Here is a 25,173-nt window from a genome sequence, read left to right as displayed (position 1 = left end):
CAAAAAAGAAAGGGGGCGAAGCATCGCCGCTTCGCCCCCTTTCTTTGTGTTCCCTTGCAGGTCGTTTCAGTCCCTGATGGCACCGATGAAGCTGGCCGGCGGCAGGTGGCCCTTGAGGTAAACCGGCTCCTTGCGCCCGGTGAACAGGTTCTCCGCCGGGAACCCGGCATCGATGAGCGCCTCGTTCATGTCGAGGCGGCGAAAGCCTGTGGAGAACGGCTCGTTCGCATTGTCGTTGAACCAGCTGCTCATGACGACCTCGAACGGCGAGGCAGGGGGCGGGTAGCCGCCGTCGTGGATGGTGACCCCGCCCTTCGCCAGTACGCGGTGGCATTCCTTGTACATCGCGCGGATGTGCGGCGCGGGCATCTCGTGGGTCACCAGCAACGAGCAGACGATGTCGAAATAGCCGTCCTCGAAATCCATGGCGGCGGCGTCCTGCTGGCTGAAATGGACCTCGTAGCCCAGCGATTCCGCGCGGCGGTGGGCGTAGCGGACCTGCGGGGCGCCGATGTCGACGCCGTGCACTTCGGCGTCGGGGTAGATGTCCTTCCACGGCAGCGTGGTGAAGCCCGGACCGCAGCCGATATCGAGGATGCGGCGGGGCTTGAGGTCGGGGAAGCGCTCGCTGGCGAAGGCCGCCCCGGTCTGGCCGAGGCCCTCGTTCTGGACGCCGAGGCCGCCGAACGCGAAGACGTAGACGCCGCGGTCGTAGAGCGCGCCGGCGTAGACGTCGTCGGGGCGGATCTCGGTGTGGAAGTTGCCAGGCATGGCGTGGATGTCGACCGCATCGATGTAGCGCGGGATCGCGAGGTCGGGGTTGGTCCTGACGGTGCCCTTGTCGTCCGCGCGGGGGCGGGCGGCCTCGATCATGTCGTCGAGCTGGCGCTCGATGCTTTCGCCCACCTCGTCCCAGATCATTTCCTGCGCGGCGCGGCCGAACAGGTTGGTGCCCCGGAAGTAGAACGTCTCGTTGAGCAGGTCGTAGACCTCGCGCGTGTCCTTGGGTTCGCGCCCGTGCCGGGCCTCGAAGGCGGGGAGCAGCTTCTCGGCGTAGACCTTGCGCGTGCCGGGCCACAGGTCGGTGGTGAAGCGGCGGCGCATGGTGGCGATGAAGGCCTGGCGCGCGAATTCGTCGTGCGAGGCTTCGGGGAGAATTTCGTGGCGATCCTGAAACATGTCCTGGACTCCTGGTAAGCGTGAAATCAGCGCAGGACCTTCAGGCCCACGGCTTCGACGGCGGCGACGATGATTTCCTCGTCGGCTTCGGGTAGCCCGCCCGAGACGCCCGCGGCACCGACGATGTCGTCGTCCTGGTCGAGCACGACGACGGCACCGCCCAGCGGCAGGAACTTGCCGTTCACCGCCCCCTGCAGGCCGGCGACCGCCGCCGCGTTGTCGAACACCTTGGCAAGGTGCAGCGAGGGCCGGTTGAAGCCGAGCGCGGCAGTGCATTTGGCCTGTGCGGTCTCGACGCCGAAGATACCCTGGCGATCGGCCCGCATGGCCAGCCGGATGTGGCCGCCCGCATCGGTCACGACCACCGACATGTTGACCACGCCGCGCTTCTCGCCCTCGGCATAGGCGATCGCGGCGATCTCTGTCGCTACCTTGAGGGGGATCGAGGCCATCGTCACACCGCGGCCTGAAGGGGGTCGTTGGCGCTGTCGCCGTCGCGCTCCTCGACCAGCACGCGCAGCATGCGGTTTAGCATCGCATCGCGGCGGGCCTCGCGCGCGGCCTGACGGTCGCCGTCCAGCTCGAAGCCCTCCACCGCGGCGCGCGTCGCCACCTCGCCATTCTCGGCCAGCGCCTCGTGCGTATCCAGCCGATCGCGCAGGGCCGAGACTTCCGCCATGAGAGACGTCACCATGATGACCACGCGATCGAGATCGGGCGACAGGAACGTCGGTCGCGCCTGTCCCCGCGCCAGCCGGGGCCGGGGCCTTGTCGCCTTGGGGTCTGCCATGTCGGACACGCTCGTCGCTCCTCGTGAAATGCAATGGAACGCAGACTATGCGCCCCCTGCCCGCCGACCAGCGGCGGACGAAGCTGCAACCGAAATGTGGTCGCCCGAAAGCCGCCCCGTTCGGGCACGGCCGGGACCTCACCCGCATTTCGGTTGCCCCCCTGCCGTGAGCTTCCGTCGCCATCCCGCCCGGACCATCCAGACTGGCGAAGCGACAGACAGGACCGGGAACCACATGGCGTCCGCCACGACCGAAAGCATGACCGCCCGACTGGCAAGCATCGTCGGCCCCGAGAACGTGGTCGAGGACCTGGCCGAGCGGACGTTCTATTCGACCGACATCGCCTCGCGCGGGGCCACCGCGCTCGCCGTGGTGCGGCCCGGCTCGACGGACCAGCTCTCGCAGGTCCTGCGCCTGTGCGCCGCGGAGAACCTGGCCGTCGTCCCGCGCGGGGGCGGCTTCTCCTATACCGGCGGCTATACGCCGACGACGCCGGACACGGTCGTCGTCGACATGCGCGGCTTCGACGAGATCGTCGAGATCAACGAGGAGGACATGTACGTCCGCGTCGGCGCCGGCTGCACCTGGCAGGCGCTGTACGAAACGCTCAAGGCGCGGCGCCTTCGCACGCCCTACTTCGGCCCGATGTCGGGCTACCACGCGACGGTGGGCGGCGCGCTGTCGCAGGGCTCGTTCTTCCTCGGCTCGACCGAGCACGGGACGACGGCCGAATCGGTGCTGAGCCTCGAAGTCGTCCTCGCCGATGGCCAGGTGATCCACACCGGGTCGGATGCCGCCAAGGGCCGCACGCCGTTCTATCGCTTCTTCGGCCCGGACCTGACCGGGCTGTTCCTCGCCGATACCGGCGCCATGGGCTTCAAGACCGTCGCCACGCTCAAGCTGATCCAGGCGCCGGCGAGCCAGGCCTACGGCAGCTTCGCCTTCCCCGACGGCCAGGCCACCATCGCCGCGCTGTCCGACATCGCCCGCGCCGGTCTGGCGGGCGAGGCTTATGCCTGGGACCCGCACTTCGTGAAGGTGATGAGCGAGGCGACCACCGGGACGCGCCAGGACCTGCGGTTCCTGTGGGGCGTGTTCCGCGCCAGCGCCGGGCTGGTCGACGGCCTCTCGGCTTGCCTGCGGATCGCGGTCAACGGCAAGAAGGTGTTCCGGCCGGCCACGCACATCGTCCAGGTCATGATGGACGACCTGAGCGCCGCGGGCGCGGCGAACCGCCTCAAGCAGGTCCGCGCCATCGCGATCCGGCATGGTGGCGAGGAACTCGCCCCGTCCGTCCCCAGGGCGACGCGCGGCACGCCGTTCACGCCCTTCAACGTGCCCGAGCGGCGCTCGACGCTGCGCAACCTGCCGGTCAACAGCCTCTATCCCCACAGCCGCGCGCAAGGAGCGCTGCGCGCCATCCGCGCGGTGTTCGAGGAAGAGCGCGAGGCGATGGAGCGGCACGGCGTCACTTCCGGCACCGTGTTCTTCGCGGTGGGCCGCACCGCCCTGTGCATCGAGCCGCTGCTCTACTGGCAGGACGAGGAGCACTACCTGCACAACCGCATCGAACAGCGCAGCGACCTGGAAGCGCTGGCGGACTACGACGAACGCCCCGAAGCGACGCGTTACGTGATGCAGCTTCGCGAGAAGCTCAAGCAGGTGATGAAGGCCAACGGCGCGGTACACGTCCAGATCGGAAAGTCGTACCAGTACCTGCCGGAACTGGAACCGCGCGTCGCCGAACTGGTCCATGCCGTGAAGGCCGCCGTCGATCCCCAGTACCGGGTCAACCCCGGCTCGCTGGGCCTGACGCGGAAGTAGGGGCGCATGGAGACCTTCGACTACATCGTCTGCGGCGCCGGGAGTGCGGGAGCGACGCTGGCCGCCCGGCTCGCCGAGAGCGGCCGGCACCGCGTGCTGCTGCTGGAGGCCGGCGGCCGCGACTGGTCGCCGACGATCCAGATACCGGGCCTGCTCGGCAGCCTGCTGATGGGGACCCGCCGCAACTGGCACTACATGGGCGAGCCCGACCCGACGCTCGGCGGGCGCCGGCTCGACTGGATGGCCGGGCGGGTGACCGGGGGCTCGTCCTCGATCAACGGCATGGTCTACGGGCGCGGCCTCCCGGCCGACTACGAGCGATGGGTCGAGGCCGGCAATCCGGGCTGGGGCTGGGACGACATGCAGCCCTGGTTCCGCCGGATGGAGAGCTGGACCGGCCAGCCCCATCCCCTGCGCGGCGACGATGGTCCCGTGTCGACCCGCCCGTTCGAGGAACGCCACCCGGCCTGCACCGCCGCGATGGAGGCGCTCGTCGCCCATGGCGTGCCTGCGGTCGCCGACTACGGCGTGGGCATCGACGAGGGCGTCGGCCCGACCCAGGCGACCCAGCGCGGCGGCTGGCGCCACAGCACCGCACGCGCCTACCTCGCTCCGGCGCTGCGCAAGGGCGGCGTCACCCTGCGGACCGGAGCGCAGGTATCCCGCCTGATCGTCGCGCAGGGCCGCTGCACGGGCGTGGAATACCGCCATCGCGGACGCCTGGTGCAGGTCGGGGCAGGCCTGGAAGTGATCGTCTCGCTCGGCGCGATCGGATCGCCGGCGCTCCTGCTGCGCTCGGGGATCGGGCCGGCGCGCGACCTCGAAGCGGTCGGCGTGGACGTCGTCCACGACCTGCCCGGCGTCGGCGCCAACCTCAACGAGCACGTCAACGTCAAGGTCTCGGCCGACCTCGCCGTCGCCACCTACAACACCGAGCGCATGGGCCTGGGCAAACTGCGCAACGGCCTGCGCTGGCTGGTCGACCGGAGCGGCCCGGCGGCCAGCCCCGCCAACCACTACCAGGCCTTCGTCAAGACCCGCCCGGGCCTTGCCAGCGCCGACGTGCAGATACAGATCATGGCCTTCGCCTTCCACGACGATCCCGCCGACAACCACGATGGCGTCACCGCCGTGGTCAGCCTCTGCGCGCCCAATGCCCGCGGCAAGGTCTCGCTGGCGAACGCCGACCCTTTCGCCCGGCCGAAGATCGCCATCCCGCTGCTGTCCGACCCGGAGGACCTTGCGGCACTGATCCGCGGCTGCCGCCTCGCCCGTCGCATACTCGAGGACGGCCCCGCCGCCACCTTCGCCGGCCGCATCGCCTACCCCTCGCCGCAGACCGAAAGCGACGAGGACTGGACCGCGTTCATCCGCCGCACGGCCGGGCTCAACTGGCATCCCACCAGCACCTGCCGCATGGGGCCCGGCCCCGACGACGTCGTGGATTCGCAGGTGCGCGTCCACGGCATCGACGGGCTGCGCATATGCGACGCCTCCATCTTCCCCAACGTGACGAGCGGCAACACCAACGCCCCCGTCATCGCCGTGGCCGAGAAGGCGGCGGCGCTCATCCTCGAAAGGGCCGCCTGACATGCGACAGGTCGACATCGTCGTCGAACCGGCGACTCCCGAGGCCGTCGCGCCTTTCGGCCGCTACCTGGGCAGCGGACCCGGCGTCCCCGTCTATGCAAGCTGGCCCGGCGCGCGGATCGAGGGCTCGTTCCCCGTCGAGATCGGCGAAGGCGGCGAGATGCTGCTGTGCACGCTCGATGCCCGCACCTTCCCGGTCCAGTGCCGGCTGATGGAGCGCCATTTCGAGCACACGCAAGTCTTCGTGCCGTTCAACGGCCGGCCCTTCGTGATGGTGCTGGGCCCGGGCGGCGATGGCGCGATGCCCGACCCGGCAACCTTGCGTGCCTTCCTGTTCACCGACGCCGGAATCGTCCTCGACAAAGGCGTCTGGCACGATTTTCCCTACCCCGTCGAGGACGCCACCCGCTTCGCGGTGGTCCTGCGCGAAGAGGCGCACGTCAACCTCGCCTCCGCTCCCGAATACCCGATGGACGCCGACGGGCCCGATCTCCAGCGCCGCGAAATCGCCCCGCGCGCGCAGGTTCACGTCCATCTCTCCACCCCGATCTGAGCGCGAAAGACCAGCCATGATCCAACAAGACTTCTTCATCGACGGCCCCGCCGGCAAGCTCGCCGCCCGGCTCAAGGCCCCCGAAGGCCAGGCGCGCGGCATGGTCGTGCTGGTCCAGGGCGCCAACATCTCGGGACAGTTGGGCTACGACCTCCAGGTACCCGGCCACGTCGGCTACAGCTTCCTCGATGCGCTGGTGGCGCGCGGCTACGCGGCGCTGACCTTCTCGCTGCGCGGGTACTACCGCTCGGAACTCGCCCACGATCCGCTGCTGGTCCAGACCGAGGAGGCCATCGCCGATCTCGAAGCCGTGCTCGGCTGGGTCGCGGCGCAGGGGCACGGACGGCCGCACCTGGTCGGCTGGTCGTGGGGCGGTCGCATCACCGGCCGGTTCGTGGAGCGCAATCCCGGCGCGATCGACCGCCTCGTCCTGCTCGACCCGGCGCTGGGCGGCGGGCAGTTGATCCCCTTCCCCGAGAAGGTGCCCTACTGGCAGAACAGCTACGACTACTTCTACAACCGCCTCGAAGCCGAATTCACCCACGAGGACGTGCGCGTCTCGGTCGCCACGCAAGCCTCGCAGAACGAGCTGGATGCCCCCAACGGCATCCGCGTCGAGAACGAAAACGGCTCGGTCCCCGTCGACCCCGCGCGGATCACCCGGCCGACCCTGATGCTCTACGGCGAGGCTGCCGGGGCGCAGGCCTACATGCACGGCGCCGCCGATCGCGCGCTGTTCTTCGAGCGTATCGCCAACCCCGACAAGGCCCTGGCGATCGTACCGGGCGGCGGCGACTACGCCCACATCCAGAACCCGCGCGCGCAGATCTTCCGCGCCGTCGCCGACTTCCTCGATTGGGGCCAGCACGCATGAACGCACTCGACATCTATCGCCGTACCCTGTGCTCGGCCGAGGACGGCAGCGAGAGCGCCTGGTGGTATCTGGGCACGACCATCGCCACGCCGCAGGACCACCTCGACGTCATCGTCAACCACGTCGAGACGGTCATGGTCTACGGCGCCCGGTCGCTCGACCCGGCCGACCCCGCCGCCGGCTTCCGCGTGCCGTGGTGGGAAATCGGCCTGTTCCGCGACGCCATGACCGGCGAGCTGCCCCAGCGCTGGACCAACCCGCTCACCGGCGCCACCGTCGATGCCGCTCGCCAGTTCGAGGAAGGCCCCTCGGGCTACTCGATCAGGCCTGCGGCGGACGGCGGCATCGAGATGTGCGACGCGGTGCAGGCCTTCGCCCAGCTCAAGTCCTCCAGCCTCGTCGTCACAGACCTCGGCGAAAAGGTGTGCATCACCCAGACCGAACGTAAATTGCGCTCCTTCCCCGATCCCGAGGGCCGCATCCCGGACATCTCCGAGGGCAAAGCGGTCGAATCGAAGACCGTGCTGCAATGGCTGGCGGACAAGGCCGACCTGGAAGGTGATGCCCCTTCGGTGGCGGCGAGCGGTATGTACAGCTTCGAGCTGGCCGCCCCCGCGTGGCTAGGCTTCGGCGACATGCCGGTCCGTTTCGCGGTGCGCGGCCTGATGCACAAGACGCCGATGCAGGACCAGCTCAACCCCAAGGGCTGGGACGACCTGCGCGGACTCTATCCGCAGTATTTCGAGGGCGACCAGATCCGCCCGCGCTGGGCCTGAAGCGAGACCACGGACATGATGACGCTCTACACCGCCGACACCGGCAACGGCCATCGCGCTTCGATCATGCTGGAGGAGGCGGGCCTTCCCTACGACGTCGTCGCGATCGACTTCGCTGCCGGCGAGCATCGTGGCGAGGCGCTGCTGGCGGTCAACCCGATGGGCCAGATCCCCGCCCTCGTCGATCCCGACGGCTTCGGCGGCGAGCCCTTGCACCTGGGCGAATCCGCCGCGATCCTGCGCCATCTCGCGCGCAAGTCCGGCAAGCTGCTGCCCGAGGGCGGCGCCGAGGAATGCGAAGCGGATCGCTGGACCGCGATCCTCGCCGGCGGCCTGCAGTCCGCACCGACGACGATCTTCTTCGCCCGCCTGTCGGGTCTCGGCGACGACGCCGGGATCATCGCCAAGCAGTTCGAGGTGATCGGGCGCTATCTGGCGATCATGGAGGCACGGCTGGCAGCCAGCGCCTATCTCGCCGGCGCGCGGATGACCTACGTGGACATCCTCGGCTTCACGCTGGTCAACGGCTCGCTGCCCCGGTTCGGCGTGGACCTGGGCGCCTATCCCGCGATCCTCGCCTGGCGCGACGGGATCGCGGCGCGTCCGGCCGTGCAGCGCGGCCTTGCCGTCCCCGGCTGACCGATCGGACCCTTCGCCGGGCCCGGATGGATTGCCAGGCCGGCCGCGAGCGGGCAGTCATTGACGAGGAACCCACCCGACATCGGAAGGCAAGACGTGGAACGCACCCAGGAGTTGAAATCATTGAAGCGCGGCCTGCGTGCGGTCGCGCTCATCAACACCATGGGCTCGATCACGATCGCCGAACTGGCACGCCAGTTCCAGGTGCCGCGCACCACCGCCGAACGCGTGCTCATGACCCTGCTGAGCGAAGGCTTCGTCGAGCGCGACCGCACGACCAAGGCCTTCTACCTCACCGCGCAGGTCCATTCGCTGTCGGACGGCTATGCCGAGGAAAACCTGCTGGTGAAGTCGGCCCGGCCGATCCTGTTCGAGACCACGCGCGAAATCGGCTGGCCCTTGTGCCTCGCCCTGCCGCTGGGCGAGTTCATGACGGTCCGCCTGACGACGGATTCGGAAACGACGCTCAACCTCAACCGCCGCTTCATCGGTACCGTGGGCCCGATGGCCATGGTCAGCAGCGGCCTCGCCTTCCTCGGCTTCCTCGACGACCGCCAGCGCACGATCATGATCGAGATGCTCCAGCGCTCCGAAGACCCGCTGCAGGCCGCCGCCAAGGACATGGACCGGATGCGCTACCTGCTCGATAACGTGCGCAGCACCGGCTACAGCTTCGGCCTCGACCTGGGCCGCGAGCGCAGTGTCGCGGTGCCGGTGATGTCGGGCGGGCGCGTGCGCGGTGCGATCTTCATGGCGTTCATGGCGCGGGCCCTGACCAACGAGCAGGTCATCAGCCAGTTCGTCCCCCGCCTCAAGGACATCGCCCGGCGCATCGAAGCCGCCCTCGATGCGACGACGGATCGCGGGGCTGCGGGGCCGGCCGTCCACGACGCCTGATCCAGGGCGTTTTCGCACACCGGCGCGGTGCTACCGCCCGTTTCCCGACGTCCCCGCCTGAGCGGGGACGTCGGGAGTGTCGGGCGAGGCAGTCTCAGGGAAGCGTCCGCGCGATCCAGGCGGCGGCGTCTGCGATCAGCCGGTCCTTGCTCTCGCGGAAGCCATGGCTGCCCTCGGGATAGCGCACCAGCGTCAGCTTGCCACGATAGCCTTTCTGGAAGCGGTCGAGGAACCAGTCCTGCATCAGGGCGTCCTTGCCGCCTGCGAAAGCGATGCCGGGAAGGTCGAACTCGCCGACGCGCTGGCTGTGTACGGTCCGCGCCTTGCTGCCGTAGAGTTCGGAATAGGACACGGCGGTGTTGAGGCCCATGACCTCGTCCAGCCCGCGCCCCTTGGCGATCGCGGCATAGGCCCGCGCGTTGTCGGCCTGATAGACCTTTTCCCCCACGAGACGCTTCTGGAATTCGGCCGCGTCCACCGTCGGCGCGAAGTAGACCATGCCGGCGATGCGCTTGTCGTGGGTGTCGCTCATGTAGTTGGAGATCCAGATGCCGCCGTTGCTGTGCCCGGTCAGGACCACGCGCTTCGCGCCCATCGCCACCGTCGCATCGACCCAGTGCCCGATGTCCTTCTCGACATCGGCCATCGTGCCCGTCTCGATCCCGGTGGCGCCCGAAATGCGCAGCGAGGGAGCGATGGCCTTGTAACCCGCCTGGGCGAAGCGCCAGCCCATCCAGTGGGTCGACGACTGGAGCGTATCGCCGCTGCGGCCATGGATCAGCATGACCACCGGCTTGGCCGGATCGGCGCCGCCTTCCGGTTCGTAGACCATGCCGAACAGCGGCGCGCCGCCGTCGGTCGCGACGTCCGCCGTGGTGATGCGCACTTTCGGACGCACGCCGAGGCCTTCTGCCTTGAGCCAGCCCGCGATGCCATCGGTCACCGCCGCGGGATCGAGCACGCCCGCCATCGCCGCGAACTTCGTGCTCGTGCCGGAAATGCCCGGGACCGCCGAGGCCGGCGTCGTCGGCGCCTTGTCGCCCGCCAGGACGTAGACCGGCACCGGCAGGTCCTTGAGCAGCGCGAGGTTGCGCGCCTGGGCCTCGGGGCTCCAGTATTGTAGCCACGCTTCGGCGGGGGAGACGAAGTTGCCCTGCCGTATCCAGTCGGCCTGGTTGCCCTCGGTGCCGTGGCCCGGCTCGAGGCTCGTCAGATACTTGCCGGTGCCGTCGGCCAGCTCGCGCCGCGCGAGGACGGTCCGCTCGGCATAGCCCTTGCTGTCTCCGAAGGCCGGGAAGCCCTTCACGTCGAGCACCGGGTTGACGAGGATCAGGCCCTTGACCCGCCGTTCGCTGCCGTTGTCGAGCGTCTTGTCCGGCTGGGACTTGAGGTAGTCCGCCGCGACCAGCGCGCCGTAGCCCTGCGCCGCGATAGCGAAGTCCTCGTAGCCGGCGTGTTCCAGGAACGCGAGGGCGCTGGCGATGGCCCACTTGTTGTCGCCGAACGGAACGGTAGGGAAATTGCGCTCCTGCCCGGTGTAGAGGCTGAGCACGGTGTAGCCTTGCGCGGCCAGCTTCTCGGCCGCGAACCGCGTCGCCTGGTCCTTCGCCAGCGGATGGGAGCCGGGGCCGTCGTCCAGCATGACGATCGCCGGGCCGAAGGGGTTGGCGCCGCTCGCGGGCGTGTAGAGCATCGCCGGCGCCAGCGTGCGGCCGCCGCCGGGCGCCTCCTTGATCTTCTCGGGCGGATCGCTTTCGAGCTGGACGACCTCGACCCGCACGTCACGGCCCGGGGTCGTCGCCAGGACAGGCGCTTGGACGGGAGCGGCAGGCGCGGGAACGGGCAGGGCGGCGGCCATCGCCACCCCGAGGAAAAGCCTCGTGGCCTTCATGACGGGTATCCTTCTAGGTTGTCGGCAAGGCGGGGAAGTCTTCCCCGTCGGTGGTCGGTGCCGCGATCGGCGAAAGGAGCGTGGTGGCCTTGAGACTGGTTTCGGTGAGCCGGTAGAACAGGAGCGCGACGATCCCGAGCAGGCTGATGAGCGCCGGGAGGAAGCACATCACCCAATAGATCGCGTCGATCGCCGATTGCGGCTGCGTGACCCCGCTGCCCATCGACTGGACGTAGCCGGCGCTGCCCAGCACCGCGCCGACGACGGCGATGCCGATCGCGCCCGACAGCTTCTCGACCGTGGTGTAGAAGCCGGCGAACAGCCCCTCGCGGCGCAGGCCCGTGCGCAGGTAGTCATATTCCATGGTATCCGGCAGCAGCGACTGGCCCATCAGGATCGCACCGCCGCCCGCCGCGCCGATCACTGCCGCACGCAGGAAGATGAAGGCGACCGGCTGGCCGGGCTCGGCCCATAGCCAGCTCAGGTAGGCCGGCAGTGAAAGCGCCAGCGCGGCGATGTAGGTGTTGCGCTTGGAACCGCTCCAGCGCGACAGCCGCAGCCACAGCGGCTGCGACAGGATCATCGCCAGCGACGAGCACAGGAAATACTGGCCCAGGTACACGTCGGAGACCTTGAGCACGTAAGTGAAGAAGAACGCGAAGACCGACTGCACGCCCAGCGCCATCAGCGTCAGGAACTTGATGACGATCAGGACCAGGAACGGCTTGTTCGAGGCCACCGACTTCACTTGGTAGAGGATCGGGTAATGGGTGCTGTCCGGCTTCGCGGTGAACGGCGCATGGCGCGTGGCGCGAAAGCAGATCCATGCCGAGAGCAGGATCAGCGGCACGAAGACCAGCGCCATCTTGGCATAGGCGTCCGAACCGCCGCCGAGCGCTGCCAGGACCATCGGGCCCAGTACCGAGGCCGCGATCGTCGAGAGCCCCACCGCATAGACGCGGAAGCTCATGATGTAGGACCTCTCGTGGTAGTCGGTCGTCATCTCGGCCGGCATCGACAGGTAGGGAATGTTGAAGACTGTATAAGCGAGCGCATAGAACACCAGCACCGCCCCGACGTAGACGGCGCGCAGGTCGTAGTCGGCGATGTCGGGAACCGAGAACAGCCCCACGACCGACAGTGCCAGCAGGACGCCGCCCGCCAGCAGGTAGGGCCGGCGGCGCCCCATGCGACTGCGCGTGCGGTCGGACAGCCAGCCCATCGTCGGGTCGAGGAAGGCGTCGAGCAGCTTGGAGAAGGCGATCAGCGAAGAGGCCAGCGCCGCCGCGATGCCGACATGGTCGGTGAGGTAGCGCAGCAGCAGCACGTTCGACGCGGTCAGCACGGTGACCGGCCCCAGCGTGCCGAGCCCCCATCCCATGCAGATCCCGCGGGACAGGGGGGCCTTGCGTTCCGTTTCGGACGTCATGCCCCTGCCTCCTCAAAACCACCGGCCATGCTGCCGAGCAGGGCGTCCAGGGTCTCGGCGAAAGCCTCTCCGCCAATGGCGCGGGAGTGGGCGACGAGGTCGATCGGCACGGTGCAGGCGCGCAGCGCCGCCGCCATGTCGTGGCGCAGGGCGGCCAGCGGGAAGTGCGCGTACGTCTCGCGCTGCTTCATCACCTCGACCGTCCAGTCGTGCAGCGCCCGCGCCTCGATCGGCGCCGGGACGCGGCGCAGGGCGACCCTGCGCGTATCGTACCAGGGCCAGTAGACGAGCGAATCGCGCAGGCGCAGCCACAGGCGATACCAGTGAGCGCCGTCGTACTCGATCGGGAGCGGCGGGGCGAAGCGGGCGATCATCTCGCCGCGCTCGCTTGCCGTGGGCAGCAGCGGACCGTCCAGCCGCAAGGTCACGGCGCGCGCCGGCTGGCGCAACGCCATTTCCGCCGCCAGTGCCGCGCCGAGGCCGCGTCCTTCGAGAACCACGCGCTCCACCGCGAAGGCATCGCACAGGCGCCACAGGGCGTCGGCGTAGTCGGCAAGCTCCGCCGCGGCGTCCAGTCCTTCGGACTCGCCGCTACCCGGGATGTCGGGCGCGATGACGAAGCGGTCGGCGGCGAGCGCCGCGATGCGGTCTTCCAGCATGAGGCTCGATCCCGGCGCATCGTGAAGCAGCAGCACTGCCTCGTTCGCGGGGTCGCCGGCGTAGCGGGCCATCTGGGCGCGGGTGCCGTCGGTGATGAACTGGCGCAGGATGCGAGCACCGGCCCTGGCGACCACCGCCGAGGCGGGCGCGGTGCCGTCGCTGCCGAACAGGGCGAAGCTCTCGCCGGTCAGGTCGCGCTTGCGCTCCTGGCTGGTGCCGATCTCGGCGATCCGCTGCCCTTCGCGAAGCGGCGGCAGGCGATCCAGGTGGGGATGGAGCATGTCGGTCTCGGTCGCGGTGAAGACCGCCGGGACGGTGAGCCCCGCCGCCGCCTCGACCGCGTCCTCGCAATAGGAGGTCACCGCCAGGTAGGCCGGCTTGTAGTGGTCCGCCGCCGCGAAGAACATGCCCAGCCAGCGGTGCGTGTTCTCGGGCGTGGCGAGGTCGTATTCGTTGAGGTTTTCAGGGACGCGCGAGCACCACGGGAACCAGATGCTCTGGTCCCGGAACCGCGTCCACGTCGAGGCGTACTGGCCGCCGAGCACGTCGGTCGTCAGCGGCGCGAAATAGGCGCCGCGCAGGGGCTCGACTTCCGCCCGGGTGAAGATCGGCACGCCGTCGAGCACCAGTCCGGTCACCTTCTCCGGGTGGCGGTAGCCCAGTTCGAGAGCGATCGCGGCGCCGCTGTGGGTGCCGAAGACGGGCACCGGCGGCAGCCCCAGCGCCGCCATGGCTTCGGCGATCGCGTTGGCGAGGTCGGCCACTTTCATCTGCGCCAGCGGCAGCGGATCGGACAACCCGAAGCCCGGCGTATCGAAGGCGAAGCAGGTATAGCGATCGCACTGCGCCAGCATGTCGGCCAGGACGAAGCTGCTGTTGGTCGGCGAGGAATGGATGAACAGCGCCGGCGGCCCCTTGCCGACGCGGCGGTAGTGGACCTGCCGCTCCCCGACCTGGAGGAAGCGACGGTGGACGATCTCGTGCGGCGACGGGCTCAACGTGCGCCGTCCCTGGCGGCGTCCGCCTTGTACTGGAAATCGATCGCCACGTAGCCGCACGGGCCCGAGGTTCCGCCCCGGCCGCTGCGCGAGGTCTGGTCCTCGCCCAGCAGCATCGAGCCGGGCGTCATTTCGTAAGTCGTGCCATCGGCAAGCCGGATGGTGGAAGAGCCGCTGACGATGATGAATATCTCCCGATAGGGCGAACGGTGCGGCGGGATGTCCATGCCGGGGTGGCCATAGACGACCACCGCGTTGCTCGGATCGCCGAAGCCGAACTGGGTGAGCGAAACCTTGCCACCGTAATAGACGCCGTCAACGCCCGGAAGCTCGGTCGTCTCGATCTTGGACTCGCCGTCCGCGCCGGTATAGGCGCGGTAGAGCTTCAGCACCTTGCCCGAGCGGGCGAAGTCCGCGCCCAGCGTCGGGCAGGCGGCCGGTGCCGGGGCCGGCCCCTCGCTTGCGGCGGCCCCACAGGCCGAGCCGCCCGCGGCGATCGCCAGAGCCATGGATAGGAAGCAGCGCAAGCCCATGAATCATCCTTTGTTGGGAAGCGCAATTGGGGGGCTTCTCGCAAGGTTGTTCAAGACTGTTGCGCGCCGTGCGACCGAAATTCGGTTGCCTGTCCCCCGCCGCGACGCGACGGCGCGAAAGGGGCCCGTGGTTTGCGGGCCATCCTGTCGGTCAACAATGTTGCAGCGTTGTGAAACCCGAGGTCGCCCACCCCGGGCCGTGGACCGGCTTCAGCCGCCGAGACCTGCGTAGACCGCCTGCCGGACGGCCTCGGGAAAGGGTCCGGCCATTCCGGCGAGCGCGGTGTTGGTGAGCGCCACCACCGAAATGCCCGCCTGCGGATCGACCCAGTAGCTGTTGCCGTAGACCCCGCCCCACGACCAGCTTCCCCCCGCCAGCGCAGAGCCAGTCGCGCCCGGATCGCGCAGGACCGCAACGCCCAGCCCCCATCCGAGGCCAGAGCCCGGCATCCCGACATCGGCCCCGTCCACCGCATCGGTGACGAACCGCCGCGCCATCGCGGGCGAGACGATGCCGCCGCCGTCCCGCGCGATCGCATCGAGGAAGCGCGCATAGTCGCCCGCCGTCCCGACCAGCCCGGTCCCGCCCGAGGCGAAGGCATGCGCATCCCGGGCGCGTTCGGGAGCGAAGCGGATGACGCCCGTGCCCATCGGCACCGTCTGTGCGCTCGCCATGCGTACGGGAGCAGGCGTGCCGTCGGCATAAGGCGTCGCCAGCCGGGTGTCCGGCGCGGCAAGGAAGCCCGTCTGCGCCATGCCGAGCGGCCCGGTGATCCGCCCGGCGACGATCTGTGCGAGGGCTTCGCCGGTCGCCCGTTCGAGGATCAGGCCCAGCAGGTCGATCCCCAGCGAGTAGCGCCACTTCGTCCCCGGGGCCTCGAACAGCGGCTGTTCGGCCAGCCGCCGCATGTTCTCCGCGAGCGTCAGGCCGCTGTCGTCGAGCCCGTCGGAAATCCCGGCGGCATCGTAGCCGGTCCCGGCGGGCTGCCCGAAGGCATAGCCTAGGCCCGAACGATGCGTCATCAGGTCGGCGATCGAGATGGCCGGCACATGTCCCGAGGGCAAAGCCGGCGCGAACCAGGGCAGCCAGCGCGTCACCGGATCGGCAAGGTCGAGCCGCCCTTCCTCGACGAGGCGAAGCGCCGCGACGCAGACGACCGCCTTGGTCAGCGAGGCCAGGCGGAACACGGTGCCGGGCGCCATGGCAAGCCCCTGCTCGCGGTCGGCGAGGCCGGCGGCCAGGACCTGCATCGCTCCGCCGTGCCGCGAGACGCAGACCACGCAGCCGACGATCGCCTGCCGCGCCGTCGCTTCGTCGAGGACCTGCCGCAACGGCGCGGGGTCGAAGTCCATCGAGGTCAGCCTTCGGGGTCGCTGGCGCAGCCCTTGACCGGCCAGACCTTCTGCAGGCTGGGCGGCTCGGCGAAACACTCGATCATCGCTTCGTGGCCGATGCTCTGCTTCAGGTGCCGCTCGTGGCCGCTTTCGTCCGCGAAGCCTTCGATCACCACGTATTCGCAAGGGTCCAGCGCCGAGCGGTAGAAATCATAGACCAGCGTGAAATCCTCGTCGCGCAGGACCTGGGCCCGGCGGCGAGTGATGATCTCCTCCCATTGCTCGATCTTGTCGGGCTTGATCTTCATCGTGCCGATCAGGCGGAACATCGCGTATCTCCGTTATCGTGTGCGGGTGAAGCGGCTGGTCTCCAGGCGCCCGGCCCAGAAGGCACCGTCGACGCCATAGGCCGCTTCCTGGAACGTGAAGCCCGCGCCATCGAACGTCATCTCCATGCCGGTGTAGCGCGAGCGCCCGTCCGGATAGGGGATCACGCAACTCGTGGGCGCGGTGAGGATGCGAAAGCCGGTGGGCTGCCCGCCGATCACGTTCATCTGGCAGCCCCTGCCGAAGTAGGGCAGGTTGGCCGGCGACAGCGCCGCCAGCCGCTCGGGATGCAAGTCCGCGCGCGGGGCGGCGGCGGGGTCCATGATCGGGTAGAACGTCGCCAGGTTGTGGGTCCGGTCCGGCGCGGTGTCGAAGGCGATGATGCGCTGGCGCACGATGCGCCCGTCCGGTCCGCCCTCGCGCACTTCCTGGTAGAGCGTCACGGGAGAGAACTGCGGCGCCTCGACCCGCTTGAACACTGCCCAGGCCTCGATCTCCGGCACTTGTGGCTTCTTCGCGAAGGCACCCGGCCAGCGCCCCCGGTATTCGCCCTGCGCCAACGCCACGAAGGCGGCGAGGCGCGCGTCGAGATCATCTTTCAGCACGACGCCGGCGGCGGTGCGATTGTCCTCGCGCGTCACTTGCGCGCCGGTGGCCGACGCCGTCGCCAGCGCCACGAGCCCTGCGACCAGAACGGCCTTCATCGCAGGTCCTCCACCAGCCGGAAGCCCAGCACCGTGTTGCGCGCGCCCACCAGGTCCGGGTGCTGTGCGGCGACGCGCACGTACTTGGGCGAGTTCGTCCAGGAAGAACCGCGGTCCATGTGCGAGGCGCAGTCGCCCGTGGTCCGCGCGGCGGTGTCGGTCGGCGCACCCTTCTGGTCGGCGTTGAGGCAGTCCTCGGTCCATTCCCAGACGTTGCCGATCATGTCGTAGAGGCCCCAGGGATTGGGTTCGAACGAGGCGACGGGCGCGGTTTCGACGTAGCCGTCGTCGCAGGGGAAGAACTTCTGGGGATCGAGCGTGCCGCCATTGTGCGCTCTCGCCCGCTCGCTGCCCGCGACGCTGGCATAGCGGCAGGCCTCGCTGGCCGGGCGATCGCCCCACCATTGCGCGGTGGTCGTCCCGGCGCGGGCGGCATATTCCCATTCGGTGTTCGACGGCAGGCGAAAATGCCGCCCGGTCTGCGCGCTGAGCCAGCTCGCATAGGCCCGCGCATCGGCCAGGTTGACGCAGACCACGGGATGATCGTCGCCCTGCGCGAAGCCGGGATTGCGCCAGTCGTGCGCCATGTCCGCGTCCCAGCGGTTGGAGGGTCCGTCGGCGAGGAACCCGCAAGGCCCGTCGGGCTTCCACCCGGTAGCCGCGACGAAGCGCGCGAACTGGCCGCGCGTCACTTCGGTGCGGCCGATGGCATAGGCGTGCGCGACGGTCACGAGGCGCGCCGGCTGCTCGCGCGCGGCGTTGAGCGCGGGATAGTGCACCGCGTCGGTTTCCGCCGCCTCGCTGCCGGCGACGAATTGTCCGGCCGCCACGCGCACCATCGCCGGAGCACCGTCGCCTTCGCCATAGCCATGCCCTGCCCCGGGGCCGGTGACGCAGCCTCCCAGCAGGCACAGACCAAGCACCGCAAGAGAACCAGAGAGCCGCATTCCCACCGAACCTTTCCTGACGACGCGGTCATCCTAGACACGGTATCGCCGCCCGGGCGCGTGCCGCAGCCCCTTGCCCCACTATGCGGTTGATACGAGCGCAGCGATGGAATTGTGCGCGCCACTGTGCCTTTGCCTGATGCAAGGCGCATGGACGGAATGATCCGTCATGCCCCAGTACAGGGCCTGAAAGATGATCGAACTCGGAGAACAGAGCTACCCCGAAATCCGCGAATCGGTGCGCCGCCTCTGCGCCGAATTTCCCGGAACCTACTGGCAGGACCTCGACCGCGACCGCCGCTATCCCACCGAATTCGTGCAGACCCTGACTCGCGAGGGGTTCCTTTCGGTGCTGATCCCCGAGGAGTTCGGGGGCTCGGGCCTGGGCCTTGGCGCGGCGACCGCGATCCTCGAGGAAATCCATCGTTCGGGCTGCAACGGCGGCGCCTGCCACGCGCAGATGTACACCATGGGCACCGTCCTCAAGCACGGCTCGGCCGAGCAGAAGGCCCACTACCTGCCCAAGATCGCCAGCGGCGAGATCCGCCTCCAGGCCTTCGGTGTCACCGAGCCCACCAGCGGCACCGACACCACCCGCATCCGCACTTTCGCGCGCAAGGAAGGCGACAAGTACGTCGTCAACGGCCAGAAGATCTGGATCAGCCGCGCCGAGCACAGCGACCTCATGGTGCTGCTGGTGCGCACCACCGCGCGCGAGGACTGCGCCAAGCCTTCGGACGGCATCTCGGTCCTGCTGGTCGACATGAAGAAGGCGCTGGGCAACGGACTGACCATCCGGCCGATCCGCACGATGCTCAACCACGCGACCACCGAGCTGTTCTTCGACGACCTCGAAGTGCCGGCCGAAAACCTCGTCGGCGTCGAGGGCAAGGGCTTCAAGTATATCCTCGACGGGATGAACGCCGAGCGCATCCTGATCGCGTCCGAATGCATCGGCGACGGCCGCTTCTTCATCGACCGCGCCGCCGCCTACGCGACCGAGCGCAGCGTCTTCGGCAAGCCGATCGCCACCAACCAGGCGATCCAGTTCCCGATCGCCCGCGCCCACGTACAGATCACCGCCGCCGCCGAGATGGTCGACAAGGCCGCGCGCCTGTTCGACGAGCACAAGCCCTGCGGCTCGGAAGCGAACATGGCGAAGATGCTCGCCTCCGAGGCGAGCTGGTACGCGGCCGACCAATGCATCCAGACGCATGGCGGCTTCGGTTTCGCCGAGGAATACGACGTCGAGCGCAAGTTCCGCGAGACCCGCCTGTACCAGGTCGCGCCGATCAGCACGAACCTGATCCTCAGCCACGTCGGTACCCACGTCCTCAAGATGCCCAAGAGCTTCTGACGATGGGAGCACTCGACGGCATCCTGGTCGTATCGCTGGAACAGGCCGTGGCGGCGCCGCTGTGCACCGCCCGCCTCGCAGAAGCCGGCGCCCGCGTCATCAAGCTGGAGCGTGCCGAGGGCGACTTCGCGCGCGGCTACGACGACGTCGTGCACGGCGAGAGCGCCTATTTCGTGTGGCTCAACCGCGGCAAGGAATCGCTGCGGATCGACATCAAGCGGCCGGACGATGCCGCCCTGCTGGAGCGCCTGCTGAGCCATGCGGACGTCTTCGTCCAGAACCTCGCTCCCGGCGCCACCGCGCGCGCGGGTTTCGGATCGGCGGACTTGCGCGCCCGCCATCCCCGACTCGTCACTTGCGACATCAGCGGCTACGGCGAGGACGGGCCGGCGGCGCACATGAAGGCCTACGACTTCCTGATCCAGTGCGAGGCGGGCCTCGCCAGCGTCACCGGCACGGCCGACGCCCCGGCGCGGGTGGGCGTGTCGGTCGCCGACATCGCCTGCGGCATGAACGCCCATGCCGGTATCCTGCAGGCGCTGATCGAGCGGGGGACCACGGGCAAGGGCCGCGGCATCGCCGTCTCGCTGTTCGACGGGATGGCGGACTTCATGGCCGTGCCCCTGCTCCATCACGACTATGCCGGCAAATCGCCGCAGCGGGTCGGCCTCGCCCACCCCTCGATCGCGCCCTACGGCGCCTTCGCGGCGGGCGACGGCAGGCAACTGGTGATCTCGGTGCAGAACCAGCGCGAATGGGCGAACTTCTGCACCACCGTGCTTGAGCGTCCCGATCTCGTCGTGGACCCGCGCTTCGCCACCAACAGCTTGCGCTACCGCAATCGCGATGCGCTCGACGGAGAAGTGCGCGCGGTGTTCACGGCGCTCGATTCGGCGGCGCTCATCGCCCGCTTCGAAGCGGCGGGCACTGCCTGGGCGCGGCTGAACGGAGTGGACGGCCTGTCCGCGCACGGCCAGTTGCGCCGGGTGGAAGCGCAGACGCCCACCGGGCCCGTGCTCCTGCCGGCCTCGCCGATCCGCTGGAACGGGGAAGCGCCCGCCGCCCGCCCCGTCCCCGCGCTCGGCCAGCACGACGCCGCCATTCGCGCGGAGTTCGCCGCATGATCGCAAGCGACGTCGCCGCGCATCGCCACGCGCATCTCCTGGCCGCCCTGCTCGACCACGAGACGCCGCCCTGGCGCCCCGGCGAACTGCCGCCGCTCGCTCACTGGCTGCTGTTTCCGTCCGACGCGCGCCAGTCGGCGATCGGGACCGACGGCCATCCCGTCCGCGCCGGGGACGGCCTGCCCCGCCGCATGTGGGCCGGCGGACGGCTGCGCTTCCTCGCGCCGGTCCCGCTCGGCAGCGAAGTCACGCGCGAGACCGAAACGCTGGCGGAAACCGAAAAGGTGGGCCGGTCCGGCCGCATGCGCTTCGTGACGCTGCGCCATCGGATCTGCGTCGATGCGGTCCCGGTGATCGAGGAGGAGCAGGACATCGTCTATCGCGAAGCCGCCGCACCCGGCGCATCGGCGCGTCCGCCCGCGCCCGAAACCCCGGCCGAGCCGCCAGTGATCGCCCGCGCGTTCAAGGCGGACGCGGCTGCGCTGTTCCGCTTCTCCGCCCTCACCTTCAACGCCCATCGCATCCACTACGATCGCGACTATGCCATCGGCGAGGAAGGCTATCCGGCGCTCGTCGTGCACGGCCCCTTCATTGCGACGCTGCTGATGGACCACTACCTGCGGCACAGCCCCGCCGCCCAGATCCGCGGTTTTGCGTTCCGCGCGCAACGGCCGGTGTTCGATACCGACGCGTTCACGCTGGGCCTGACGCTCGACGCCGCCGGTGCCGACCTCGTCGCGATCGATGCGGCCGGCGGCATCGCCATGCAGGCGCGGGTAGACCTGGCATGACCGGCTCCGCACGCCCCGGCTGGCGCTCGCTGCTGTTCGTCAGCGCCGATGATCCCGCGCGCCTGGCGAAAGTGGGCGAGCGCGGCGCCGATGCTGTTATCCTGGACCTCGAGGATGCCGTCGCGCCTGCTCGCAAGGCCGAGGCGCGGGGGGCGCTTCCCGCGCAGATCGCACGGCTCCACGGCGAGGGGCACGCCCTCGTCGTGCGGGTCAACGCCGGCTGGACCGCGCTGGCCGCAGACCTCGAGGCAGCGGTCCGGCCCGGCGTCGCGGCCCTGATGCTCCCCAAGGTGGAGCAGGCCTGGCGAATCGAGGCCCTGGCCGAGATGCTGGGCGAATGGGAGATCGCACGCGGGCTGCCGGCCGGCGCAATCGGCATCATCGCCCTGGTGGAAAGCGCGCCGGGCCTCGCGGCACTGTCCGAAATCGCCCAGGCACCGCGCCTCGTCGGCATCGCGCTGGGCAGCGAGGACCTGTCGCTTTCGCTGGGCGTGGCGCCCGGCACGACGTTCCTAGACCTGCCGGCGCGGCAGATCGCGCTGGCGGCGGGAGCGGCCGGAGTGATGGCGCTTGGCATCCCGCTCTCGATCGCCGAATTCCGCGACATGGAGGCCTATCGCCGGGCCGCCGCGCTCGCCCTCGCCTATGGCACTACCGGGGCGCTGTGCATCCACCCGGCACAAGTCGCCGCGGCCAACGCCGCCTTCGCGCCAGGCGATGCCGAACTGGCCGAGGCGCATGCCATCCTGCAGGCATGGGACGCGGCGGACGGGGCCGCCGTCACCAGCCTCGACGGGCGCATGATCGACTTGCCCGTCGTCCTGCGCGCGCGCCGCCTGCTCGCGCGGGGGATGCGAACCGACGTCACCGATTGACGGGCGGCGGGCCCCGTTCGGGATGAAGCGTGGCGCTCCGCCGGGCACTACGACAGGGACGCAGATCGAAACAGGACGGGACACGCAGTGACACAGGCCGAACCGGGCTCGAACATGGACGACGCGACGCTCGTTCAGGAACTGGCAGCGATCGTCGGCGCAGATCATGTGCGGACCGAAGGCGGGACGCGCCAGTTCTTCGCGACCGACATCTTCACCAGCGGCGTTCCGGTCGATGCCGTCGTGGCGCCGGCCGACGCGGACCAGCTCGCCCGGATCGTGCGCCTGTGCGCCGCGGCGGACCGCCCGCTGGTGCCGCGCGGCGGCGGCTTCTCGTACACCAAGGGGTACGTCCCGGTCCGCCCGGGCAGCGTCTCGGTCGACCTGCGCCGGATGGACGCCATCGTCGAGATCAACGAACAGGACCTCTACGTCGTCGTGGAAGCGGGCTGCACCTGGCGCTCGCTCTACGAAACGCTCAAGGCCAAGGGCCTGCGCACGCCCTATTTCGGACCGATGTCGGGCTACCACGCGACGGTCGGCGGTGCCCTGTCGCAAGGCTCGTTCTTCCTCGGATCGACCCAGTACGGCACCACCTCCGACACGGTGCTCGGCCTCGAAGCGGTGCTCGCCGACGGCACCGTGGTGCGCACCGGATCGGGCGGCGGGACCAACGGCGGATCGCCGTTCTTCCGCCCCTACGGCCCCGACCTCACCGGCCTGTTCCTGCACGACAGCGGCGCGCTGGGCTTCAAGACGCGCGCCGTGCTCAAGCTGATCCCCTTCCCTGCGCACCACCGCTACGCCACGTTCGCGTTCGAGGCGCACGAGGGCGACAAGGCGCTCGCCGCGATGGCGGGGATCGCCCATGCGGGCCTCGCCGCCGAGTGCTACCTGTGGGACCCGGGCTTCGCCGCGAAGATGGCGGTCAACAACAGCCTGGTCGACGACTTGCGCTATTTCACCAATGTGCTGAAGACCGGCAAGGGCGTGTTCGGCGGCCTCAAGGACGGGCTCAGGCTCGCCGCGACAGGCAAGAAGTTCCTCGCCGGCAACCGCTACCTCCTGCACGCGACGTTCGACGACGTCAGCGATGCCGGGGTGCAGGGGCGGCTGGACGAAGCCTTCCGCATCGCCGGGGCGCAGGGCGGGCAGCCGATCGAACCCTCGATCCCCCGGGCCCTGCGGGCCATGCCGTTCAACGACTTCACCGCCCTCGCCTTCGCCGACCAGAGCCAGCGCAACCTGCCGACCCATGGCATCATGCCGCACAGCCGGATCGCCGGTGCGGCGGCGGCGGTGCAGGCCTACTTCGCCGACAACGCCGCGCGGCTGGCGGCGCAGGACGTCACCATCGGCACGATCTACTTCGCGGTCGGCGCGAACGCGATCTGCTGCGAGCCGCTGTTCTACTGGACCGACCACCAGCTCGCCGCCCACGACCGGGCCGCCGAACGCAGCGACCTCGACGCTCTGGCGACGATGCCCGATCGCCCGCCTGCCGGCCGGCTGGTGGCGGAAATGCGTGCGGAACTCGTCGCCCTGTTCACGTCCCACGGGGCCGTGCACTGCCAGATCGGCAAGTCGTACCCCTATCGCGAAACGCGCCGCCCCGAGACCTTCGCGCTGCTCCAGGCGATCAAGGCGGCGATCGATCCGGCGGGCCTGCTCAACCCCGGCGCGCTGGGGCTCTGATCCACGCGGGTCAAAGCGGGACTGCGATCAAGACAAGGTCACGCCCGCGCCGCGCGGGCATGCGGGGCCAGCGCGAAGCGAAGCAGCAGGGCACCGGGAAGCGCGCTGCAGGCCGCCACGATCGCGAGCGCCACGCCGACCTCGCCGGGATCGCCCACGATCCGCTCGAGCGCCAGCGCGACGGCAGGCGGCCCCAGGCCCAGGCCGACGAGATTGCCGGTCAGCAGGTACAGCGCGACCATGCGCCCGCGCAGGGGGCCCGGCGTCACCGCCACGAAGCTCGCCGTCGCTACGCCGAAGCACAACGACATCGACAGGTAGACGAGCGCAAGCCCGGCCTGGGCCGCCAGCGCGGCGGGCGCGAGCGGGGCCAGGATCGCCACCGGCGCCATCAGCGCGGCACCTCCGGCCATGACCTTGAGCGTACCGTTGGCCTGTCCGCCGCCGACCAGCCGCGTCGCCAGCGCACCGCTCAACACGTTGCCGGCCAGCGCGCAGACGAGGATCAGCGATCCCATGCGCAGGCCGACCATCGCCGGCTGCCAGCCGAACTCGCGGATGAACAGCGAAGGCATCCAGCCCGACAGGGCGTTGGAGAACAGGTACAACAGCGCCGAACCGCCGAGCAGCGGCACGAACAGGCGCCATTCGCGCCGGAGCAGGGCCCACAGTCCGGTATCGTCGCCGGCATCCCGCTCCCGGCGGCGAACCGGTTCGGGGAGGCACAGGATCAGCAGCGCCAGCGGCACGCCGCCCAGCCCCGCCATCACCAGCACCGCCTGCCACGGCTGCTTCGCCGCGAGCCAGGCGCCGATCAGCGGGAGCGCCTCGACCCCGTCGCGGGCCAGCGCAACGAGCGCGCCGCCCAGCACCAGCGCCAGCCCCGCCCCCAGCGACACCCCTGCGGTGAAGATCGCCAGCGGCAAGGCACGCCGCTGCGGCGGGAAGCTGTCCGACAGCAGCGAGACGGCCGCCGGCACCAGCGCCGCCTCGCCCACGCCCACGAGCATGCGCGAGACCAGCAGCGGCCCGAAGCTCTCGGCCAGCCCGCCCATCACCGTCGCCAGGGTCCACAGCAGCAGGCCCGCGGCAATGATCCGCATCCGGTTGTACCCGTCCGCCAGCCATCCGAACGGCAGGCCCATGACCGCATAGAACACCCCGAAGGCCGGCCCCTGCAGCAGTCCGATCTGCGAATCGGAGATGTCGAGGTCTCGGCGCAGGTCCTCCACCAGCAGGCTCAGGATCTGTCGATCGACGAAGGACATCGCATAAGCGGCGACGAGGATACCCACCAGCATCCAGCCACGCCGGGCCGACGGATAGTCGTTGGAGTTCAAGATGGCTTCCTTTCGGCCGCTTGGCTGCGGCGCAGCCACCCTAC

24 protein-coding genes are annotated in these 25,173 nt (G+C 69.6%); 12 read left to right on the top strand and 12 right to left on the bottom strand.

Features of this window, described 5'->3' with window-relative positions; genetic code table 11:
• Positions 1–66: 66 nt before the first annotated feature.
• The 3 genes from ACFFDA_RS25105 to ACFFDA_RS25095 are packed head-to-tail and all read right to left on the bottom strand — an operon-like array spanning position 67 to position 1,978.
• A complete protein-coding gene (locus tag ACFFDA_RS25105) occupies positions 67–1,179 on the bottom strand; it encodes a class I SAM-dependent methyltransferase (RefSeq protein WP_404479988.1) in 1,113 nt (370 codons plus the stop codon).
• 26 nt (positions 1,180–1,205) lie between these two features.
• On the bottom strand, positions 1,206–1,631 hold the full coding sequence (locus tag ACFFDA_RS25100) for a heme-binding protein (protein ID WP_404479987.1): 426 nt from the start codon (positions 1,629–1,631) through the stop codon (positions 1,206–1,208).
• Positions 1,632–1,633: 2 nt separating this feature from the next.
• The gene (locus ACFFDA_RS25095; RefSeq protein ID WP_404479986.1) at positions 1,634–1,978 is read right to left on the bottom strand and encodes a hypothetical protein; all 345 of its coding nucleotides are present in this window, start codon (positions 1,976–1,978) and stop codon (positions 1,634–1,636) included.
• Positions 1,979–2,204: 226 nt separating this feature from the next.
• On the opposite strand from ACFFDA_RS25095, the gene ACFFDA_RS25090 reads away from it, so the two are divergent.
• From ACFFDA_RS25090 to ACFFDA_RS25060, 7 genes are all read left to right on the top strand, one after another.
• A complete protein-coding gene (locus ACFFDA_RS25090; protein ID WP_404479985.1) occupies positions 2,205–3,794 on the top strand; it encodes an FAD-binding oxidoreductase in 1,590 nt (529 codons plus the stop codon).
• 6 nt (positions 3,795–3,800) lie between these two features.
• Entirely contained in the window at positions 3,801–5,384 is a 1,584-nt protein-coding gene (locus tag ACFFDA_RS25085) for a GMC family oxidoreductase (protein ID WP_404479984.1), read from the top strand.
• 1 nt (position 5,385) lies between these two features.
• Positions 5,386–5,937: an ureidoglycolate lyase gene (locus ACFFDA_RS25080; RefSeq protein ID WP_404479983.1), complete on the top strand. Its 552-nt coding sequence runs from the start codon at positions 5,386–5,388 to the stop codon at positions 5,935–5,937.
• Positions 5,938–5,953: 16 nt separating this feature from the next.
• Complete coding sequence (locus ACFFDA_RS25075; RefSeq protein ID WP_404479982.1) at positions 5,954–6,811, top strand: alpha/beta hydrolase; 858 nt, start codon at positions 5,954–5,956, stop codon at positions 6,809–6,811.
• Positions 6,808–7,587: a hypothetical protein gene (locus tag ACFFDA_RS25070; RefSeq protein WP_404479981.1), complete on the top strand. Its 780-nt coding sequence runs from the start codon at positions 6,808–6,810 to the stop codon at positions 7,585–7,587. Before ACFFDA_RS25075 ends, ACFFDA_RS25070 begins: the two co-directional genes overlap by 4 nt.
• A gap of 15 nt (positions 7,588–7,602) precedes the next feature.
• Entirely contained in the window at positions 7,603–8,226 is a 624-nt protein-coding gene (locus tag ACFFDA_RS25065; RefSeq protein ID WP_404479980.1) for a glutathione S-transferase family protein, read from the top strand.
• Between the two features lie 96 nt (positions 8,227–8,322).
• Positions 8,323–9,123: a helix-turn-helix domain-containing protein gene (locus ACFFDA_RS25060; protein WP_404479979.1), complete on the top strand. Its 801-nt coding sequence runs from the start codon at positions 8,323–8,325 to the stop codon at positions 9,121–9,123.
• Positions 9,124–9,217: 94 nt separating this feature from the next.
• Here ACFFDA_RS25060 and ACFFDA_RS25055 read toward each other — a convergent pair whose 3' ends face one another.
• The 8 genes from ACFFDA_RS25055 to ACFFDA_RS25020 all read right to left on the bottom strand — a co-directional run bounded on the left by ACFFDA_RS25055 (position 9,218) and on the right by ACFFDA_RS25020 (position 17,947).
• Complete coding sequence (locus tag ACFFDA_RS25055) at positions 9,218–11,014, bottom strand: serine aminopeptidase domain-containing protein (protein WP_404479977.1); 1,797 nt, start codon at positions 11,012–11,014, stop codon at positions 9,218–9,220.
• Between the two features lie 13 nt (positions 11,015–11,027).
• A complete protein-coding gene (locus ACFFDA_RS25050; protein WP_404479976.1) occupies positions 11,028–12,443 on the bottom strand; it encodes an MFS transporter in 1,416 nt (471 codons plus the stop codon).
• Positions 12,440–14,101, bottom strand: coding sequence for an alpha/beta hydrolase (locus ACFFDA_RS25045; protein ID WP_404479975.1), 1,662 nt, complete (start codon positions 14,099–14,101; stop codon positions 12,440–12,442). Before ACFFDA_RS25045 ends, ACFFDA_RS25050 begins: the two co-directional genes overlap by 4 nt.
• On the bottom strand, positions 14,098–14,634 hold the full coding sequence (locus ACFFDA_RS25040; RefSeq protein WP_404479974.1) for a hypothetical protein: 537 nt from the start codon (positions 14,632–14,634) through the stop codon (positions 14,098–14,100). Before ACFFDA_RS25040 ends, ACFFDA_RS25045 begins: the two co-directional genes overlap by 4 nt.
• A gap of 210 nt (positions 14,635–14,844) precedes the next feature.
• Positions 14,845–15,987 (bottom strand): serine hydrolase domain-containing protein, encoded by a 1,143-nt coding sequence (locus tag ACFFDA_RS25035; protein ID WP_404479973.1) that lies wholly within the window; start codon positions 15,985–15,987, stop codon positions 14,845–14,847.
• A gap of 5 nt (positions 15,988–15,992) precedes the next feature.
• Complete coding sequence (locus ACFFDA_RS25030; RefSeq protein WP_404479972.1) at positions 15,993–16,298, bottom strand: putative quinol monooxygenase; 306 nt, start codon at positions 16,296–16,298, stop codon at positions 15,993–15,995.
• Between the two features lie 12 nt (positions 16,299–16,310).
• Positions 16,311–17,000 (bottom strand): CpcT/CpeT family chromophore lyase, encoded by a 690-nt coding sequence (locus ACFFDA_RS25025; RefSeq protein WP_404479971.1) that lies wholly within the window; start codon positions 16,998–17,000, stop codon positions 16,311–16,313.
• Positions 16,997–17,947 carry a formylglycine-generating enzyme family protein gene (locus tag ACFFDA_RS25020; RefSeq protein ID WP_404482872.1) on the bottom strand — a complete coding sequence of 317 codons (951 nt, stop codon included), beginning with the start codon at positions 17,945–17,947 and terminating at the stop codon, positions 16,997–16,999. Before ACFFDA_RS25020 ends, ACFFDA_RS25025 begins: the two co-directional genes overlap by 4 nt.
• Before the next feature lie 193 nt (positions 17,948–18,140).
• Here ACFFDA_RS25020 and ACFFDA_RS25015 point away from each other — a divergent pair, with 193 nt between their 5' ends.
• The 5 genes from ACFFDA_RS25015 to ACFFDA_RS24995 all read left to right on the top strand — a co-directional run bounded on the left by ACFFDA_RS25015 (position 18,141) and on the right by ACFFDA_RS24995 (position 23,789).
• Entirely contained in the window at positions 18,141–19,304 is a 1,164-nt protein-coding gene (locus ACFFDA_RS25015; RefSeq protein WP_404479970.1) for an acyl-CoA dehydrogenase family protein, read from the top strand.
• A gap of 2 nt (positions 19,305–19,306) precedes the next feature.
• A complete protein-coding gene (locus ACFFDA_RS25010) occupies positions 19,307–20,428 on the top strand; it encodes a CaiB/BaiF CoA transferase family protein (protein WP_404479969.1) in 1,122 nt (373 codons plus the stop codon).
• A complete protein-coding gene (locus tag ACFFDA_RS25005; RefSeq protein ID WP_404479968.1) occupies positions 20,425–21,219 on the top strand; it encodes an acyl-CoA dehydrogenase in 795 nt (264 codons plus the stop codon). The genes ACFFDA_RS25010 and ACFFDA_RS25005 overlap by 4 nt, the downstream gene beginning before the upstream one ends.
• Positions 21,216–22,094, top strand: coding sequence for an HpcH/HpaI aldolase/citrate lyase family protein (locus tag ACFFDA_RS25000; protein WP_404479967.1), 879 nt, complete (start codon positions 21,216–21,218; stop codon positions 22,092–22,094). The genes ACFFDA_RS25005 and ACFFDA_RS25000 overlap by 4 nt, the downstream gene beginning before the upstream one ends.
• A gap of 87 nt (positions 22,095–22,181) precedes the next feature.
• Complete coding sequence (locus ACFFDA_RS24995; protein WP_404479966.1) at positions 22,182–23,789, top strand: FAD-binding oxidoreductase; 1,608 nt, start codon at positions 22,182–22,184, stop codon at positions 23,787–23,789.
• A gap of 38 nt (positions 23,790–23,827) precedes the next feature.
• On the opposite strand, the gene ACFFDA_RS24990 is transcribed toward ACFFDA_RS24995, so the two are convergent.
• Positions 23,828–25,129: an MFS transporter gene (locus ACFFDA_RS24990; RefSeq protein WP_404479965.1), complete on the bottom strand. Its 1,302-nt coding sequence runs from the start codon at positions 25,127–25,129 to the stop codon at positions 23,828–23,830.
• Positions 25,130–25,173 lie beyond the last annotated feature (44 nt).

The organism is Novosphingobium sp. BL-52-GroH (genome assembly GCF_044813085.1).
GTDB lineage: Bacteria > Pseudomonadota > Alphaproteobacteria > Sphingomonadales > Sphingomonadaceae > Novosphingobium.
This window is presented reverse-complemented; position numbering and strand designations above follow the sequence as displayed.

Excerpts from the sequence above, each read along its gene's own strand:
- ACFFDA_RS25050 (WP_404479976.1), bottom strand. The coding sequence starts at position 12,443 with ATGACGTCCGAAACGGAACGCAAGGCCCCCCTGTCCCGCGGGATCTGC.
- ACFFDA_RS25035 (WP_404479973.1), bottom strand. The coding sequence starts at position 15,987 with ATGGACTTCGACCCCGCGCCGTTGCGGCAGGTCCTCGACGAAGCGACG.
- ACFFDA_RS25090 (WP_404479985.1), top strand. The coding sequence starts at position 2,205 with ATGGCGTCCGCCACGACCGAAAGCATGACCGCCCGACTGGCAAGCATC.
- ACFFDA_RS25080 (WP_404479983.1), top strand. The coding sequence starts at position 5,386 with ATGCGACAGGTCGACATCGTCGTCGAACCGGCGACTCCCGAGGCCGTC.
- ACFFDA_RS25000 (WP_404479967.1), top strand. The coding sequence starts at position 21,216 with ATGACCGGCTCCGCACGCCCCGGCTGGCGCTCGCTGCTGTTCGTCAGC.
- ACFFDA_RS25070 (WP_404479981.1), top strand. The coding sequence starts at position 6,808 with ATGAACGCACTCGACATCTATCGCCGTACCCTGTGCTCGGCCGAGGAC.
- ACFFDA_RS25020 (WP_404482872.1), bottom strand. The coding sequence starts at position 17,947 with ATGCGGCTCTCTGGTTCTCTTGCGGTGCTTGGTCTGTGCCTGCTGGGA.
- ACFFDA_RS25065 (WP_404479980.1), top strand. The coding sequence starts at position 7,603 with ATGATGACGCTCTACACCGCCGACACCGGCAACGGCCATCGCGCTTCG.
- ACFFDA_RS25085 (WP_404479984.1), top strand. The coding sequence starts at position 3,801 with ATGGAGACCTTCGACTACATCGTCTGCGGCGCCGGGAGTGCGGGAGCG.
- ACFFDA_RS25100 (WP_404479987.1), bottom strand. The coding sequence starts at position 1,631 with ATGGCCTCGATCCCCCTCAAGGTAGCGACAGAGATCGCCGCGATCGCC.
- ACFFDA_RS25005 (WP_404479968.1), top strand. The coding sequence starts at position 20,425 with ATGATCGCAAGCGACGTCGCCGCGCATCGCCACGCGCATCTCCTGGCC.
- ACFFDA_RS25030 (WP_404479972.1), bottom strand. The coding sequence starts at position 16,298 with ATGTTCCGCCTGATCGGCACGATGAAGATCAAGCCCGACAAGATCGAG.
- ACFFDA_RS25055 (WP_404479977.1), bottom strand. The coding sequence starts at position 11,014 with ATGAAGGCCACGAGGCTTTTCCTCGGGGTGGCGATGGCCGCCGCCCTG.
- ACFFDA_RS25025 (WP_404479971.1), bottom strand. The coding sequence starts at position 17,000 with ATGAAGGCCGTTCTGGTCGCAGGGCTCGTGGCGCTGGCGACGGCGTCG.
- ACFFDA_RS25010 (WP_404479969.1), top strand. The coding sequence starts at position 19,307 with ATGGGAGCACTCGACGGCATCCTGGTCGTATCGCTGGAACAGGCCGTG.
- ACFFDA_RS25105 (WP_404479988.1), bottom strand. The coding sequence starts at position 1,179 with ATGTTTCAGGATCGCCACGAAATTCTCCCCGAAGCCTCGCACGACGAA.
- ACFFDA_RS25040 (WP_404479974.1), bottom strand. The coding sequence starts at position 14,634 with ATGGGCTTGCGCTGCTTCCTATCCATGGCTCTGGCGATCGCCGCGGGC.
- ACFFDA_RS25075 (WP_404479982.1), top strand. The coding sequence starts at position 5,954 with ATGATCCAACAAGACTTCTTCATCGACGGCCCCGCCGGCAAGCTCGCC.
- ACFFDA_RS25015 (WP_404479970.1), top strand. The coding sequence starts at position 18,141 with ATGATCGAACTCGGAGAACAGAGCTACCCCGAAATCCGCGAATCGGTG.